This is a genomic window from Virgisporangium aliadipatigenens, from assembly GCF_016863615.1.
GTDB classification, from domain to species: Bacteria; Actinomycetota; Actinomycetes; order Mycobacteriales; family Micromonosporaceae; genus Virgisporangium; species Virgisporangium aliadipatigenens.
In genome coordinates this window covers 95,501-111,857 of sequence record NZ_BOPF01000031.1, presented here as the reverse complement: position 1 = coordinate 111,857, position 16,357 = coordinate 95,501, and the positions used below count along the sequence as shown (strand labels likewise).

General features: G+C 72.5%; 10 protein-coding genes and 1 pseudogene. 3 read left to right on the top strand and 8 right to left on the bottom strand.

From position 1 onward, the window contains the following. Positions 1 to 41: 41 nt before the first annotated feature. The 4 genes and pseudogenes from Val02_RS33880 to mraZ form a co-directional block, all read right to left on the bottom strand. Positions 42 to 2,546, bottom strand: coding sequence for a penicillin-binding transpeptidase domain-containing protein (locus Val02_RS33880; protein WP_239153539.1), 2,505 nt, complete (start codon positions 2,544 to 2,546; stop codon positions 42 to 44). A gap of 2 nt (positions 2,547 to 2,548) precedes the next feature. Continuing rightward, the gene (ftsL, locus tag Val02_RS33875) at positions 2,549 to 3,979 is read right to left on the bottom strand and encodes a cell division protein FtsL (RefSeq protein ID WP_203903347.1); all 1,431 of its coding nucleotides are present in this window, start codon (positions 3,977 to 3,979) and stop codon (positions 2,549 to 2,551) included. A 256-nt stretch (positions 3,980 to 4,235) separates the two neighbouring features. Next, a pseudogene (gene rsmH / locus Val02_RS33870) lies at positions 4,236 to 5,331 on the bottom strand (16S rRNA (cytosine(1402)-N(4))-methyltransferase RsmH). Positions 5,332 to 5,608: 277 nt separating this feature from the next. Beyond that, positions 5,609 to 6,040, bottom strand: a complete 432-nt coding sequence (gene mraZ, locus Val02_RS33865) for a division/cell wall cluster transcriptional repressor MraZ (protein ID WP_203903384.1) — start codon at positions 6,038 to 6,040, stop codon at positions 5,609 to 5,611. A 366-nt stretch (positions 6,041 to 6,406) separates the two neighbouring features. Between mraZ and Val02_RS33860 the strand changes: the two genes are divergently transcribed. The 3 genes from Val02_RS33860 to Val02_RS33850 are packed head-to-tail and all read left to right on the top strand — an operon-like array spanning position 6,407 to position 11,111. Next, entirely contained in the window at positions 6,407 to 9,118 is a 2,712-nt protein-coding gene (locus Val02_RS33860) for an Hsp70 family protein (RefSeq protein WP_203903345.1), read from the top strand. Positions 9,119 to 9,178: 60 nt separating this feature from the next. Further along, entirely contained in the window at positions 9,179 to 10,411 is a 1,233-nt protein-coding gene (locus Val02_RS33855) for a Mur ligase family protein (protein WP_203903344.1), read from the top strand. Continuing rightward, on the top strand, positions 10,401 to 11,111 hold the full coding sequence (locus tag Val02_RS33850) for a type 1 glutamine amidotransferase (RefSeq protein WP_203903343.1): 711 nt from the start codon (positions 10,401 to 10,403) through the stop codon (positions 11,109 to 11,111). The genes Val02_RS33855 and Val02_RS33850 overlap by 11 nt, the downstream gene beginning before the upstream one ends. 10 nt (positions 11,112 to 11,121) lie before the next feature. Here Val02_RS33850 and Val02_RS33845 read toward each other — a convergent pair whose 3' ends face one another. From Val02_RS33845 to Val02_RS33830, 4 genes are all read right to left on the bottom strand, one after another. Further along, on the bottom strand, positions 11,122 to 12,057 hold the full coding sequence (locus tag Val02_RS33845; protein ID WP_203903342.1) for an alpha/beta hydrolase family protein: 936 nt from the start codon (positions 12,055 to 12,057) through the stop codon (positions 11,122 to 11,124). A 464-nt stretch (positions 12,058 to 12,521) separates the two neighbouring features. Next, a complete protein-coding gene (leuS, locus tag Val02_RS33840) occupies positions 12,522 to 15,332 on the bottom strand; it encodes a leucine--tRNA ligase (protein WP_203903341.1) in 2,811 nt (936 codons plus the stop codon). Between the two features lie 198 nt (positions 15,333 to 15,530). Further along, positions 15,531 to 15,902 carry a hypothetical protein gene (locus Val02_RS33835; protein ID WP_203903340.1) on the bottom strand — a complete coding sequence of 124 codons (372 nt, stop codon included), beginning with the start codon at positions 15,900 to 15,902 and terminating at the stop codon, positions 15,531 to 15,533. Between the two features lie 53 nt (positions 15,903 to 15,955). Next, the gene (locus tag Val02_RS33830; RefSeq protein WP_239153538.1) at positions 15,956 to 16,351 is read right to left on the bottom strand and encodes a roadblock/LC7 domain-containing protein; all 396 of its coding nucleotides are present in this window, start codon (positions 16,349 to 16,351) and stop codon (positions 15,956 to 15,958) included. Positions 16,352 to 16,357 lie beyond the last annotated feature (6 nt).

Sequence of the window (16,357 nt, the reverse complement as noted above, 5' to 3'; positions counted from 1 at the left end):
CCCCCACCCGCCGAGCACGCGGTGCCGGCAGTTCGGCCGCACTACGCGTACGCCTTCAACTGCGGCACCGGCGTCCCCGTCGGCGCGACCTTGAAGCGGTCCAGCGTGAACGACATCATGTCGCGGAACGCCGGCGTCATGTCCGCGCCGAACGTGTCCGTGCCGCCCTTCGCGTACACCGCGACGACGTATCGGGGCGCGTCCGCCGGCGCGAATCCGATGAACGACGCGACGTACCCGTCCGTGTACGCACCGTCGATGACCTGCGCGCCGGTGCCCGTTTTGCCGGCCACGCGATGATCAGGCAGAGCGGCCTTCGTCGCCGTGCCGTCCTTGATGACGACCGGCGCCTCGAGCAGTTCGCGCATCGTGGCGGCCACCGCCGGATCGATCACCTGCCGCGTCCTCGGCGCCGGAACGGAGTTCGTCCGGCCGTCCGGCCCCACCGTCGCGCGCACCAGGTGCGGCTGCACCCACTTGCCGCCGTTGGCGATCGTCGCGTAGACCGCCGCCATCTGGATCGGCGTCACGCCCACGCCGTTGCCGATCGGGATCGCCCCGTAGCTGGAACCCGACCAGTCCTTCGGCGCGCGCACCTGACCCTGCGCCTCGCCGGGCAGCCCCTCGCCGGTCACCTCGCCGAGCCCGAACTTGCGCTGGTACTCGTACAGCTTGTCCTTGCCCAGCCGGTCGGCGATCCGGATCGTGGCCGTGTTGGAGGAGTACGCCAGCAGCCCCTCCAGCGTCAGCGGCGTCTCCTTGTCGAACCGCTTGCCGTCCTCGAACGTCCGGTCCCCCTTGACGATGCCGGAGGTCGCCACGACCGGCGTGTTCCGCTGGATCACGCCCTCCTGCAGCGCCGCGCTCAGCACGATCGCCTTGTGCGTCGAACCGGGGTCGACGATCAGCCCGGTGCACATGTCGACCCGCTGCTTGTCGCCGGCGGCCAGCGGATCGGCGGCGTCGTAGCCGGGATAGCTCGCCTGGGCGATCACCTCGCCGGTGCGGACGTCCATGATGATGGCCGCGCCGACGGTCGCCTTCACCGCCTGGAGGCGTTCGGCGAGCAGCTGCTGCGCCCGGAACTGCACGTACGAGTCGATGGTCAGCTGCAACGTCATGCCGCTCCGGGCGGGCTTGTTGAGGTGCAGGCCGCCGGGGATCTCGCGCCTGAGCTTGCCGTCGCCGACCTCGTACACGCGTTTGCCGTTGACGCCCTTGAGCTGCTCCTCGTAGGCCGCCTCCAGGCCTTCGAGGCCCTTCGAGTCGCGCCCGGTGAAGCCGATCACGGTGGCGGCGGTGTCCCGGGTGAAGACCTCGCGGCGTTCGTCGCGGGCGACCACGATGCCGGCCAGGTTGAGCTTCCGGACGGCGTCGCCGGTCTCGATGCTGACGCCGCGCGCCAGATACTCGAAGCGCGACTGCGTGCCGTTGTCGCGCTTGTGCGGAGTGATCAGCTTGACGATGTCGGAGCGGGGCACGCCGTAGGCGCCGAGCAGCGGCACGAGCGCGTCGGCGGTCGCGTCGACGTTCTCGACCATGCCGGGGTCGGCGTAGACGTAGCGGGCCTCGACGCTGTGGGCCAGAATCTGGCCGTTGCGGTCGACGATGTTGCCGCGCGAGGCGAAAATCGTCTCCTCGGCGAGCCGGTCGCGGATGCCGCTGGCCGCGTACTCCGGCGCGTCGCTGAACTGCAACCAGACCAGGCGGATCCCGATCAACGCGAACATCGCCAGTACCAGGACCGTGGCCACCCGCAGACGCCGTTGTGGCTTACCCGGCAGGGGTGGCGCGGCGCCGTGGTTCACTTTCGGTCTTCTGGTCGAACGCCTTTGGTCCTGCCCGCGCCCCTGGACGGCGGTCCGCGAGCGGACCGGTCGGCGCCGTTCGCCGTCCACGTGGTCCCGCACGGGCGCGCGGCGCGCGTCCCGTTCGCGGCGGGCGTCCCGCTGCTCCTGCTCCCGGCGGTCGGCACCGGCGCCCCGCGGCTCACGCCGCCCGACGCCCTCACGGCGCGCGTCCCGCCCCCGGCGCGGGTCTCCGGCACTCCGGCCGGCGCCGTCCCGGCTCCCGTCGCCCGGTCCCCCACGACGGCCGCCGCTGTCCCGGCCCGCGGCACCGATCGCTCCACGACGGCCGCCGCTGTCCCGGCCACCGGCACCGGCCGCGCCACGACGGCCGGCGCTCTCCCGCCCGGCGGCGCCGGCCTCCCCGCGCCGGCCGGTGCCGTCCCGACGCGGCTCGTCGATCTCCTCGCGGCGGCGGGCGCCGTCCCGGCGCGCGGCGTCGTCGCGGCCGGCCGTGCGGCGCGCGCTGTCGCTGCGGCCCCCGTCGACCACCTGGAGCGGCGGCCGCTCCCGGCGGCGCTGGTCCGGCGGCAGGGGCTCGCGCGCGGTGCGGCGCTCGGCGGCGGTCTCCCGCACGGTGCGACCGCGCGGGGTGTAGCGGCGGGCGTCGGCGAGCCCCCCGCGGTCGACAGCACTCCGCCGCGGCACGTCGGACGTGCCGCGGCGGGGGTTGTCGCGTGGATCTTCCCTGCGCGTCATGCTCAGCCGGCCGCGCCGCCCGCCGGCTGCGGAACGCCGACCTGCTGCCCGTTGGGGAGCTTGAGATACGCCGGCGTGGGCGCCGGCACCATGCCCATCCGCCGCGCGGCGGCGGCGAGGCTGTTCGGGCTCTCCAGCATGGCGATCTCGCCGCGCAGCCGCTCCTCGTTGCGGTCCAGGTCGGCCTGGTTGGCACGGGCGTCGTGCAGCCGGAACGCGTTCTCGTTGATCTTGGTATTGATCACGAGAATGCCGAACACACCCGCCACCACGACGGCCAGCACCAGCGAGATGAACGGCGCCCGCGGGGCCGACACCGGCGCCGGTGGCACCACCCCGAGGATGCCGCCCCGGGTCGGCGCGGGCTCGGCGGCGCGCGCCGGAACGGCATCGAGGGCGAGGTTGCCCACGACGGCCGTCTCGGCGGTCGCGTTCCGCTTGTCGCCGGCGAGAACGTCGCGCCGGTTGCGCACGCCCGGACGGGGCTCCGACCCGACCGCCCGCGAACGGGTGGTCCGCCGCTCGGCGCGAGCCGCGGCCGGCTCGGCCCGCTCGCGCAGCCGCCCGACACCCGCCTCCCGCGCCATCCGGGAACCCGTGCGGTCGGCCAGCCCGGCCGCCTCCCGCCCGGCGAGCGCCTCGGCCTCCCGGCCGGCCCGGTCCCGCAGCCGCCCGATCGGCCGGTCGTCGATCCGCTCGACATCCGAACGCCCGCGCAGCCGCCCGACCGTCTCCCGACCGGTCGACCCGCCGTCCCGCGCAGACGTTCCCGCATCGCGGCCGGCGAGCCCGCCGGCACGGCCGGCACCCCGCGCCGCCTCGCGGCTGGCCAACTCCTCGGCCTCGCGGCCGGCCCGGTCCCGCAGCCGTCCAACGGGCCGGTCGTCGATCCGCCCGGTGCCACGAGCACGCCGGTCGCCCGCGAGGTCGATCACGCGGCGACGCGAGTCGCCCGCCAGGTCGACCACCCGGTCGGCGGCCCGGTCCGTGGCCCGTCCGGTGCGCCGCGCCGCCGGAGTGCGCCGCAGCCCGTCGCGGTCCCAGGTCTCCCGGTCCACCGCTCCGGCCCGCCCGGCACCGGCGCGCGCCGCACCGTCCACATCGGACCCACGGCCACCGCGCCCGGCACCCCGCGCCGCACCGTCCACATCGGACCCGCGGCCGCCGAAGCGCTCGGCGCCGTCGGCCTCGGCCCGGCGACCGAGCGGCCGACGCACACCGTCCACACCGGACCCGCGATCGGCGTCGTCCACATCGGACAGTCCGAGCGCGCCCGAACGGCGGGCGACGCGGTCGGCGGCACGGGTGCCGCGACCGTCCGGTGTCCGCCCCCGCGCGTCCGCGGCCCGGCGCCGTGCCTCTGCGGTCCGGCCGCGCGGCTCGTCGCGCACGACCTCCACGTAGTCCTCTTCCGCGTATCCGTCCCCGGACACGCCGCGTCCGGTCTCCCGGTTCCCCCGGTCGGCCCGCGACCCGCGCCCGGGCGTGCCGACCCCGCGACCGCGGGCGGCCTCCCGCGGTGTGTCGTCAGCCAGAGGGTCCAGCGCCAACGAATTGGCCCCGCGTGCCGCGGCGAGAGCCTCCCGGCCCCGACTGCGGGCGTCGTCAATCGACCGCGCGGTCCCGGTGCGTCCGTACCCGGACGTGCCTCCCCCGCGAACCTCGCGGCGACCGCGCAGGCCACCCTGCTCAACCGTTGTCATGCTGTTCACCCCTCTTCCGCTGTCGTGTCAGGCTCCGTCCGCCGGCCCCCGCGGACCGGCGAGCCCTGTTGATCAAAAGCAGCACGGGGCTGGTGCAACCCCTTCACCCGCTTCGTTGCGGGCTGCCGCTGGGCCGGCACGATGTGCTCCGCGGCGCGCAGCCGAGCCGACGCCGCGCGCGGGTTGCTACCCACCTCGGCCTCTCCCGGAACCTCCGCGCCTCGCGTCAAAAGTCGCAAAGTGGGCTCGTCCCCCGGCGGCACGATCGGCAGATCCACCGGCGCCTTGGAACGGGCCCGCTCGGCGAACGCCTGCTTGACGAGCCGGTCCTCCAGCGAATGGTAGGAAAGCACCGCAATACGCCCGCCTGGCGCGAGCGCGTCCAGTGCCGCCGGGATCGCCCGTTCGAGGATGCCCAGTTCGTCGTTGACCTCGATGCGCAGCGCCTGGAACGTCCGCTTGGCCGGATGCCCACCGGTCCGCCGCGCCGGTGCCGGGATGGCGTCCCGGACCAGTTCGGCGAGGCGGGCGGAGGAGGTGAGCGGCCCGCGGGCGCGTTCGCGCACGATGGCGGCCGCGATCCGGCTGGCGAACTTCTCCTCGCCGTACACCCGCAGCACCCGGGCCAGTTGGCCGGCCGTGTACTCGTTGACGATGTCGGCGGCGGTGCGTCCCCGGGTGGTGTCCATCCGCATGTCCAGCGGCGCATCTTGCGCGTAGGCGAAACCTCTGGCGGCCTCATCCAGTTGTAGGGACGAGACACCGAGATCGAACAGCGCGCCGTGCAGCGCCGGAATGCCGAGGTCGTCGAGTACGTCGGGCAGCTCGTCGTAGGCCGCGTGCACCAGGTGCGTGCGGTCCGCGTATGCTGCCAGGCGCTCACCGGCCAACGCCAGCGCGGCCGGATCCCGGTCGATGCCGACGAGCGTCACCCGCGGATGGGCGGCGAGCACCGCCTCCGCGTGTCCGCCCAGCCCGAGAGTGGCGTCCAGGTGGACGGCGCCTTCCCCGGCCAGCGCGGGACCGAGCAGCGCGACGCACCGCTCTAGCAGGACGGGTACGTGGACACCCCGCTCCCCCATGCTGACCCCCTAGCCACGGGTCGGATTCGCGGTCCGGCCCGTTACCCCGAGAACGGCTTCGCGTGCCGTCCACCGGTTCCCCGAAGAACTCCGTGCGCGGCGCCGGCCCGGCGCCTTACCCGGAGAACACGACGCCGTACCGCCGGATCCCCATCCGCTGTTCGCCTGCCGCCGGGGAAGTGGCGTCAGGAGTCAAGCGGCTGGAGATCCCGCGGTACGGCGCTCCGCGCCCCACCCCCCGATGGGACACGCCTTGCTCCGCCCGATGGGCTCGTCACTACAGCCCTCCGGGAAGCACCCCCTCTTCGATGTCGGCGAAGTCCTCTTCGCTCTCCGCGAGGTAGGTGTCCCAGGCCTGCTTGTCCCAGATCTCCACCCGGGTGCTCGCACCGATGACGACGAGCTCCCGGTTGAGTCCGGCGTACTCCCGAAGATGCGCCGGGATCGTCACCCGGCCCTGCTTGTCGGGAACCTCGTCGTGCGCACTGGCGAAGAACACCCGGCTGTACGCCCGGGCGGCCTTGTGCGTCATGGGCTGCTCGCGCAGCTGACCGGCGATCCGAGCGAACTCCGGCGTCGGAAACACGTAGAGGCAGCGCTCCTGTCCCTTGGTGATCACGACACCTCCCGCCAGCTCGTCCCGGAACTTCGCCGGCAGGATCAGCCGGCCTTTCTCGTCGAGTCGCGGGGTGTGTGTGCCCAGGAACATGCGGCACACCCCCTCCTCGGGGCCGGTGAGCCCCCCGGCCCACCAACGCGCTCCACTGTACTCCACTTCCCTCCACCCGCAACGGGAAAACTGTCGAACCCGGCATCTAACGCATTGGAAACATGCTGGTCAGAGCCGGTGGGGCAGGGTGGAGGGCGGTCCCGTCCGCTACCCGACTCGGCTTCACGTTCGCGCATTCACCCTCAAGAGAACCGCCACAAACCGGTCAGCCGGGCACGACTCCCCAACGGGCCGCGGCCCACAGTGGAGGAAAGTGGTGGACATCGGCGGAGCCGTCTGCCCTACCGGGCAACGTTCGCCGGGGGCCTCCGAGCTGGGTAGAAAGGCGCGGATACAGTGCGGGCCGTGAGCCACCCCACAGGCGCAGTCCGGCTCGGCATCGACTTCGGCTCCACGCACACCGTGGCGGTGCTGGAGTCGTCCGACGGCCGCAGCCAGCCCCTGCTGTTCGACTCCTCGCCGCTGCTCTCCTCCGGTGTCTACGCCGAACCGGACGGGCGGCTGCTCACCGGGCGCGACGGGGAGCGCAGCGCCGGCCTGGACCCCACCCGCTACGAGCCCAACCCGAAGCGGCGGGTCGACGAGCGTTCCGTGCTGCTGGGCACCGACGAGTACCCGGTCACCCAGGTCATCGGCGCCGTCCTGACTCGGGTGGCCGGCGAGGCGTACCGGGCCGGCGGGCGCTCCCCCGACCAGACGGTGCTCACCTACCCGGCCACCTGGGCCGCGTCGCGCAAGGGCGTGCTCGTGCAGGCCGCCGCGGCGGCCGGGCTCGCCAATCCGACGCTCGTCCCCGAACCGGTCGCCGCCGCGGCCCACTTCACCGGCGTGCTCGGGCACAGCGTTCCGCCCGGCGGGTGGCTCGCGATCTACGACTTCGGCGCGGGAACGTTCGACGCGTCGGTGGTGCGCCGGGGCGCCGACGGCGGGTGGAGCCTGGTGGCGTTCGAGGGGGTCACCGACCTCGGCGGGTTGGATCTCGACGACGTTCTGGTCGGCCGGATCGCCGCCACGGTCGGCGCGAACGACCGCGATAAATGGCACCGGCTCACCAACCCGGCGACGGCGGCCGACCGCCGGGCGAGCCGCACGTTCTGGACGGACGTGCGCTCGGCCAAGGAACAGCTCTCGCGCACCTCCTCCGCGGCGGTGCACGTGCCGCTCTTCGACGTCGACACGCACCTGACCCGGCAGGAGTTCGAGGAGGTGGCGCGGCCGCTGCTGACCCGCACGGTCGACGTGCAGGCCGCACTCCTCGGGCAGGCCCGCTGCCACCCGTCGCAGCTGTCCGGGCTGTACCTGGTCGGCGGTTCGAGCCGGATCCCGCTCGTGGCGACGCTCCTGCACCAGCGGCTCGGGGTCGCGCCGGTGCTGCTCGACCAGCCCGAACTCCTCGTCGCCGCGGGCAGCCTGCGCACGGTCGCGCCGCCGCCCGGCTTCGGCGCGCCCGGTGCGATCGCCGGCGCCGCGCCGGGGGCAGCCGCCGCCGTATCCGGCCCGCCCGCGGGTCAGGTCTCGGGTGTGCCGGCCGGCCCGGTCTCGGGCATGCCCGCCGGACCGATCTCCGGCGCACCGGGCGGCCCGATCTCGGGTGCGCCCGGCGGGCCGGTGTCGGGGGCGCCGGCCGTGCCGACCTCGGGACCGCCCGTGGACCAGACGTCGGGCGCGATCCCCGGACTCGGCTCCCCCGCCTCGGGCGCAGCGGCCGGTGGGCCCGGCGGGATGCTCTGGCCGGGTGCGCCGCAGCAGCAGGCCCAGCCGCTGTGGGGCGGACCGGGCGGGCCGACCGCCATCCCGGGCACCGCGCCCGGGTACCCCGCCGCCCCGGGCGCCGGCGCGCCGTCGGGCCCCGGCGGCTTCGGCGCACCGGGCGCCGGCGCATCGGGCGCGGCGAGCGGCGGCTTCCCGGGTGGGCCCGGCGCCTTCCCCGGCGGCTCCGGAAACGGAGGCGGTCCCGGCGGCGCCTTCCCGGGCGCGGCCGGTAGCGGCAGCGGCTTCCCTGGCGGGGCCGGATCGGGTGGCGCCGAGAGCGGTGGCGTCCTCGCCGGGATGGACGCCCGGCGGACGGGCCGGCGCTCCGGCCGTTCCCGCGGAAAGGTCCTGATCGGCGCGGTCCTGGCGCTCATCGTCCTGCTCGGGGCGGGCGGCACCTACGCCATGACGAAGCTCGGCGGCGACGACGACCCGGCCAAGAGCGGCCTGGAGGCCGGACGCGGCGACGGCCGGGGCGCCGAACCGCCGGCCGGAAAGCTCAGCGTCGGCCCCAGCGGCGCGCAGCAGCTCACGCTCAACAAGACGGTCTGGTACGCGGGCAAGAAGATCACCGTGAAGACCGTGGCGTACGACCCCGCCGACCAGAGCCAGCCCGTCAAGATCGACGTCACGCTGGAGAACCTCGACGACGAGAACGACGGCCAGGCCGCCAACACCGACGCGTACCTCTCCTCCGAGGGGCAGATCACCAACGGCCGGCTGCGGGACGTCTCCGCACTGCCGGGCAAGCAGACCGTCAACGGCGTGTTCACGTTCGACCCGAGCAAGCCGATCACCGACCTGCGCAAGGCACAGCTGACCATCGGCGAGAACAACACCGTGCAGGCCGTGGTGCCGTTCGGGGACCCGGGCAAGGCCACCGTGCTGGAGCCGAAGCAGGTCGCGGGGGCCTCGCCGGAGAAGCGCACGGGCGTGCTCGGGTTCACCGTGCAGGGCTGCGAACAGCGCGCCGACTTCCCGCACGAGCACCGGCAGGCGCGCAAGGACTCCTATTACCTGGTGTGCCGTTTCGACGTGAAGTCGTACAAGGAGTCGATCTACGACCACGGCGTGTGGGAGGGCAACTTCCGGCTGAAGATCCCGGACGGCACGGTCGTCGCGCCGGACCGGTTCGACAGCGTGCTGCTCAACCAGGGCGAGCAGGAGCGCAACGTGTACGTGGCGTTCATGATCCGGTGGCCGGCGCCCGGGGCGTACGTGTTCCAGTACTTCGACGCCGGACGGCTGGGCAACGAACAACCGGTCGGCGGTGAGATCGGAGAGGTTCCCGTCACGTTGGGGTGAGCGCGCGCACGGTATATTTCGCCGGGTTCACGGCGGCCCGGCGGAATCGGATCACACACAATGACCGAACCAAAGCTACCCATACGCACCCGGCTGGCGAGCGGCCTCACCAAAGGCGCCGCCGCCCTGTCCCGGGCGACCGGGCGCGGCGAGGGGTCGGTGATCGGCGCCCGCGTCGGCATGCTGGTCGACCCCGACATGCTCGCCAACCTCGCCGCCGGGCGGCGCATCGCGTTGATCTCGGGCACCAACGGCAAGACCACCACCACGCGGCTGACCACCGCGGCGGTCGGCGTCCTGGGCGAGGTGGCGACCAACTCCCTCGGCGCCAACATGCCGACCGGCCACACGTCCGCGCTGGTCAAGGCCGGACCCACGCCCTACGCCGTGCTCGAGGTGGACGAGCACTACCTGCCGCAGGTCCTCGAGGCGACCCATCCGGAACTGGTCGCGCTGCTCAACCTCAGCCGTGACCAGCTCGACCGGGCGCAGGAGGTCGCCGGCATCGCCGCCAAGTGGCGCACGCTGCTCACCGGCAAGAACGTGCACGTCGTCGCCAACGCCGACGACCCGATGGTGGTCTGGGCGGCCTCGGTCGTCCCGTCGGTGACCTGGGTCGCGGCCGGCCAGCGCTGGCTCGACGACTCGTGGGTGTGCCCCGAGTGCGGTTCGACCATCGAGCGCAGCGGCGAGCAGTGGGGCTGCGTCACCGGGGACCTGGTGCGGCCGATCCCGCAGTGGAGCGTGCGCGACGACGGGGTGGTCGACCCGACCGGCACCTATCACGAGGTGCACCTTCAGCTGCCCGGCCGGATCAACAAGGCCAACGCGGCGACCGCGCTCGCCGTGGCGGACCGGTTCGGCGCGCCGGTGCTGGAGGCGTTGCCGCGCCTGGCGCAGGTCACGTCGGTCGCGGGCCGCTACGCGACCGTGGTCAAGGACGGGCGCACGATCCGGCTGCTGCTGTCGAAGAACCCGGCCGGGTGGCTGGAGGCGTTCGACATGGCGGAGGACGTGCCGACGCTGTTGGCGATCAACGCGCGGGACCCCGACGGGCACGACACGTCGTGGCTGTACGACGTGGACTTCTCGCCCGTTCGGGGGCGGCGGGTGCTGATCACCGGCGACCGGGCCTACGACCTGGCCGTCCGGCTGGAGGTCAACGACGTGCGGTTCGAGCACGTGACGTCGTTCGGCAAGGCGCTCGCGGCGGTGCCGCCGGGGCGGCTGGAAGTGATCGCCAACTACACCGCATTCCAGGACATCCGAGCGGAGCTGGACCGTGTCAACTGAGGCGCTGCGCCTGGTCTGGGTCTACCCGGACCTGCTCTCCACGTACGGCGACCGGGGCAACCTGCTGATCATGGCCCGCCGGGCGGACCTTCGGGGGCTGCCGGTCGAGTGTCACGAGGTGCGCTCCGACCAGCCGGTTCCGACGGGTGGGGACATCTACCTGATCGGCGGCGGCGAGGACGGGCCGCAGGCCCTGGCGGCGCAGCGGCTGATCGCCGACGGCGGCTTCCAGGGGGCCGCGCGCCGCGGAGCGGTGATCTTCGCCGTGTGCGCCGGGTACCAGTTGCTCGGGTCGAGCTTCTTCGCCAAGGGCGCCCGGTGCACCGGCCTGGAACTGATGGACCTGCAATCGGACCGCGGGGAGACCAGGGCCGTCGGCGAGTTGGCCGGCCCGATCGACCCGGCGCTGGGGCTGCCGCCGCTGACCGGGTTCGAGAACCACGGCGGCCGCACGCATCTGGGGCCGGGCGCCAAGCCGCTGGTCACGGTGCAGGTGGGCGTCGGCAACGACGGGCGGACCGAGGGGGCCTGGGCCGGCAACATGCTCGGCACCTACGCGCACGGCCCCGCCCTGGCCAGGAACCCCGCGATCGCGGACCTGTTGATCAAATGGGCGACCGGCGAAACCCTGGAGCCGTTGGACGACACCTGGCCCGACAAACTCCGCAACGAACGCCTGACCGCCATCGGCACCCGCTGACGGCCGTGTCCTATTTGGCGTCGACCCGGCCGACCGGGTCGACGTCGTTCGCGAGCGCGTCGCACGCCGCCGGCCAGGCGCCGTCGCCGGGGTGCAGCGCGCTCCGCAGATAGGCCGCGGTGAGACGCGCGACGGCGGCCACCCGCGCGGGGTTCTCGTCGGTGGTCTCGGCGACGTCGTAGCCGGGGATCCCGCCGAGTGCGTGCCCCGCACCGAAGAGGGTGAGCAGGGACTTGGGGCCCGGGCCCAGGGTGTAGGGATCGGCGTGCCAGGCCGGCCCCATGTCGGTGAAGTGTCGGGAGTCGTCCTCGTCGCCGGCGACGACCAGCGCCGGTGCGGTCATCGTGGTGAAGTCGAGGGACCTGAAGACCGGCAGCGCGCCGCCCATGGGCCCGTTGATCACATCGCCCCGGCCCGGCGCGGCCAGCAGTACGCCCGCCGTGATCCGGGGCTCGACGAGGCGCACCTCCTCGCCGGTGTCGGGGTCCGTGACCCGGGCACCGAGCAGGAGGCTCGCGGTGAAGCCGCCGAAGGAGTGCCCGGCGACGGCGACCCTGGTGCGGTCGATCCGGCCGGCGAGCAGCGGCACGACGTTCTCGATCACGTCCAGCCGGTCGAGGATGTGCGACATGTCCTCGGCGCGCGAACGCCAGAAATACGGCGCCCCGGGCGCGTCGGCCACCAGGTGGGCCAACGTCCTGGAGGTGAGGTGGGTGGGCTGGACGACGACGAATCCGTCCGCCGCCCAGCGGTTTACCAGCGGTGCGTAGCCGTTCAGCGAGGAGAGGTTGTTCGACGGGCCGTGGCCGTGGGAGAACAGGACCACGGGCAGGGCGGTCCCGGTCTCGGGGGCCGTGACCCGCACCTCGAGGTCGACCGGCCGCCCCGGCACGGAGAGCGCCAACGGGCTGTAGGAGAGGACCGGGGCGGTGGCTGTACTCATCATGGATCGCGCTGCTCCTTCTCTGCCGACCAAAACGGAACGGCGATCCGCTTAATATCCGGAACAACGCTCCGGTTGTCAAGCGCGATGGAAAAGGAGACGCGGAGCCGGCAGCGCAGCGGTCGATCCTGCGAGCGGATCGCCCCGGAGCGGATCCCACACTGTGGAAAGAACCGCCGAACGTGTGTGAGCTCAGAGCTGTTTTCCGGCTAGTTGACCTCCCTGAGCTCACACACGTTCGCCGTGAACTCACACGGGTGTGAGTTCACGGCGGTGGGCGGGCGGCAACCCGGACCTCTGCACGCGGAGCCGGCAGCGCAGCGGTCGATCACGCCGGAGGCGGATCGACCCGGAGCGGTGCGCGCGGGAGCGTCCGGTCGCGCCCACGACGGACGCGCGAAAGTAGAAGCCTTCTGAAGCACGAAGGCCCCGCCGGACGAACCCGGCGGGGCCTCGCTCATACGCCTTTAAACAACCACACTCACCATGCGACCGGCGACGACGATCACCTTGCGCGGCTCCTTGCCCCCCAGGGACGAGGCGACCGCTTCCAGGGCCGCCGCGCGGACGTCCTCTTCCGAAGCGTCGGCCGGGACCTCGACCCGGGCACGGACCTTGCCGTTGACCTGGACCGGGTAGGTGACCGACTCGGCGACCAGCTGCGACTCGTCCGGCGTCGGGAAGTCCACGTAGGCGATCGACCCCTCGTGGCCCAGCTTCCGCCACAGCTCCTCGGCCAGGTGCGGCGCGAACGGCGACGTCATCAGCACCAGCGGCTCGATCACCTCACGCGACGGCGCCACCTGCGTGGCCCGGTTGGTCAGCTCGATCAGCTTCGCGATGGCCGTGTTGAAGTGCAGGTCCTCCATGTCGCCGCGGACACCGGCGATCACCCGGTGCAGCAGCCGCCGCGTCTCGGCGTCGGTCTCCTCGTCGACGACCCGGGACTCCCCGGTCTGCTCGTCGACGACCAGCCGCCACAGCCGCTGCAGGAACCGCTGGGAGCCGACCACCGCGCGGGTCGCCCACGGGCGGGACACGTCCAGCGGCCCCATCGACATCTCGTACACCCGGAACGTGTCCGCGCCGTACACCTCGCACATCTCGTCCGGGGTGACGACGTTCTTCAGGCCCTTGCCCATCTTCCCGTACTCCTGGAAGACCGGAACGCCGTTGTGGAAGAAGCCGCCGTCGCGCTCCTCGACCTCCTCGGCCGGCACGATCAGGCCGCGGCCGTCCCGGTAGGCGTACGCCTGGATGTACCCCTGGTTGAACAGCTTGCGGAACGGCTCGCTGCTGGAGATGTAGCCCAGGTCGTACAGCACCTTGTGCCAGAACCGGGCGTACAGCAGGTGCAGCACCGCGTGCTCGACCCCGCCGACGTACAGGTCCACGCCGCCGGGGTCGCCCTCGGTCTGCGGCCCCATCCAGTAGCGCTCGTTGTCGATGTCCACCATGGACGACTCGTCGCGCGGGTCCAGGTAGCGCAGCTCGTACCAGCACGAACCGGCCCACTGCGGCATCGTGTTCGTCTCGCGCCTGTACTGCTTCGGCCCGTCGCCCAGGTCCAGCGTCACGTTGACCCAGTCGGACTTGCGCGACAGCGGCGTCTCCGGTTCGGTGTCGGCGTCGTCCGGGTCGAACAGCCGCGGCGAGAAGTCGTCGACCTCCGGCAGCTCCACGGGCAGCATGTCCTCGGGGATCGCCACCGGCAGCCCTGACTCGTCGTACACGATCGGGAACGGCTCGCCCCAGTACCGCTGCCGGCTGAACAGCCAGTCGCGCAGCCGGTACGTCGTCGCGCCGTAGCCGTAGTTGTGCTCCTCCAGCCAGGAGATGATCTCGGCCTTGGCGTCGTCGACGTTCAGCCCGTCCAGGAACGCGCTGTTGATGGCCGGGCCGTCACCGGAGTACGCCTTGCCGTCGAAGCCCTCGGGCGGCTGCACGGTCCGGATGATCGGCAGCTCGAAGACCTCGGCGAACTCCCAGTCGCGTTCGTCCTGGCCGGGAACGGCCATGATCGCGCCGGTGCCGTAGCCGGCCAGCACGTAGTCGGCGATGAACACCGGGATGCGGGCGTCGTTGACCGGGTTGGTGGCGTACACCCCGATGAAGACGCCGGTCTTCTCCTTGGACTCGGACGTGCGTTCGGCGTCGGTGCGCGCGGCGGCCTCGGCCCGGTAGGCGGCGACCGCCTCGGCCGGCGTGGCGTGCCCGCCCGTCCACAGTGGATTGACGCCCGCCGGCCACTGCTCCGGGACCAGCTCGTCGACCAGGGCGTGCTCCGGCGCCAGAACCGCGTAGGTGGCGCCGAAGATGGTGTCCGGCCGGGTGGTGAAGACGTGGATCGGGCCGGCCGCGGTCGGGAAGCCGATGTGCGCACCCGTCGAACGGCCGATCCAGTTGCGCTGCATCGCCTTGACCTTGTCGGGCCAGTCCAGCCCGTCCAGGTCCTCCAGCAGCCGGTCGCCGTAGGCGGTGATGCGCATCATCCACTGCTTCAGGCTGCGCTTGAAGACGGGGTAGTTGCCGCGTTCGCTGCGCCCGTCCGGCGTGACCTCCTCGTTGGCCAGCACGGTGCCCAGGCCGGGGCACCAGTTGACCGGCGCCTCGGAGACGTACGCCAGGCGGTGCGCGTCGATGATCTCGCGGCGTTCGACGTCGGTCAGGTCCTCCCACGCGCGGTTGTCCGGCGTGACGCGGTCGCCCTTCTCGTACTCCAGCACCAGTGCGCTGATCGGCCGGGCGCGCTTGTGCTCGGGGTCGTACCAGGAGTTGAAGATCTGCAGGAAGATCCACTGGGTCCAGCGGTAGTACTCGACGTCGGTCGTCGCCAGGGTGCGCCGGTTGTCGTACGCCATGCCCAGGCGGCGCAGCTGCGCGCGGTAGCGCTCGACGTTCTCCTCGGTGGTCTTGCGCGGGTGGGTGCCGGTCTGCACCGCGTACTGCTCGGCCGGCAGGCCGAACGCGTCGAAGCCCATCGGGTGCAGGACGTTGTAGCCGACCATGCGGGCGTAGCGGGTGTAGCTGTCGGTGCCGATGTACCCCAGCGGGTGGCCGACGTGCAGCCCCTGCCCCGACGGGTACGGGAACATGTCCATCACGTACAGCTTGGGAGCACCGGCGCGCGGGTGGTCCGGATCGCTGAGCGGGCCGGACGGGTTAGGCGCGTGGAACGTGCCGTGCTCGTCCCAGTAGTTCTGCCAACGCGTCTCGATCTCACCGGCCATCGCCGCCGTGTACCGGAACGGCGGGATGTCGGCCTCTGCCTCACTCATGGCTGCCACCTCGAAGAAAGTCAACGGATTCCGGGCACAAAAAAGCCCCTCGCTCAGGAGGGGCCGCCGTGCGGACGGATGTCTATCGCGTCGGCACGGCGCGGGTAAGGAGTCGGAATGCCCGGACCATGGAGCACATGTTACATGAGGGGCCCGCCGGCCGACGTGCGCATTACCTCGCCGGCGGGCCCGTCCGTGCTACATCTGCAGATCTTCCTCGACCTTCTTGAGCTGGTGGCGGGCCAGCGCCAGGTTGGCGCGGCTGCGCAGCAGCGCGAGGTAGAGGAACAGCCCCTGTCCGCTCCGGCTCTTCAGCGGCCGGATCAGGTGGTACTGGGTGCCCAGCGTGATGAGGATGTCCTCGATGTCTTCCTTGAGCTTGAGCATCTCCATCGTGCGCATCTTGGCCCGGACCACGTCCGTGTTGCCGGCGGCGGCGACCGTCAGGTCCAGGTCCTTGCTGCTGCCGAGCGTGCCCAGCGCCATTCCGCTGGTGTAGTCGACGAGTGCGACACCGACGGCGCCGTCGATCTGCATCGCTTCCTTCAGTGCCATGTCCATGTCCGCCATGGGATCCTCCTGGTATCTCGGGGGTTCTGGTTCTCTGTTCCTTCTGCGCGGTCCTACGGCCCGACGAGCGCGCCCACCCGGTGCGCCACCGGGCGGGCCTCGTGGTGCAACAGGCCGAGGTTGATCTCCGCGTTGGCCAGCACCGTCAGCAGTGCGGCCGTCCCGGCGGCGAAGGTGGCGACGTAGCCGTCCACCGCCCGGGTGACGGTCTCCTGGAAGTCGCCGTAGGCCGCGCCGCGGGCGAGTTGTTGCGCCAGCCCGAGATAGGCGGCCGACATCGCGGCCATCGTCTCGGGGTCGACGCCGACCGACGTGCCGTCCGGCCGGTCGACCGTGACGTCGTGCGCGACGAGCAGCCCGTCGACGCTGGCGACGACCACGCCGGTCACGTAGGGCAGCCGTTCCCGCAGGTGCCGGATCTCCACCAGCACCTCACGCTCGATGCCCACCACATG

What these genes read in the sequence shown, in the direction of transcription:
- mraZ (WP_203903384.1), bottom strand. Translation starts at nt 6,040, where the DNA reads ATGTTCCTGGGCACACACACCCCGCGACTCGACGAGAAAGGCCGGCTG.
- Val02_RS33880 (WP_239153539.1), bottom strand. Translation starts at nt 2,546, where the DNA reads ATGACGCGCAGGGAAGATCCACGCGACAACCCCCGCCGCGGCACGTCC.
- leuS (WP_203903341.1), bottom strand. Translation starts at nt 15,332, where the DNA reads ATGAGTGAGGCAGAGGCCGACATCCCGCCGTTCCGGTACACGGCGGCG.
- Val02_RS33855 (WP_203903344.1), top strand. Translation starts at nt 9,179, where the DNA reads ATGACCGAACCAAAGCTACCCATACGCACCCGGCTGGCGAGCGGCCTC.
- Val02_RS33845 (WP_203903342.1), bottom strand. Translation starts at nt 12,057, where the DNA reads ATGATGAGTACAGCCACCGCCCCGGTCCTCTCCTACAGCCCGTTGGCG.
- Val02_RS33835 (WP_203903340.1), bottom strand. Translation starts at nt 15,902, where the DNA reads ATGGCGGACATGGACATGGCACTGAAGGAAGCGATGCAGATCGACGGC.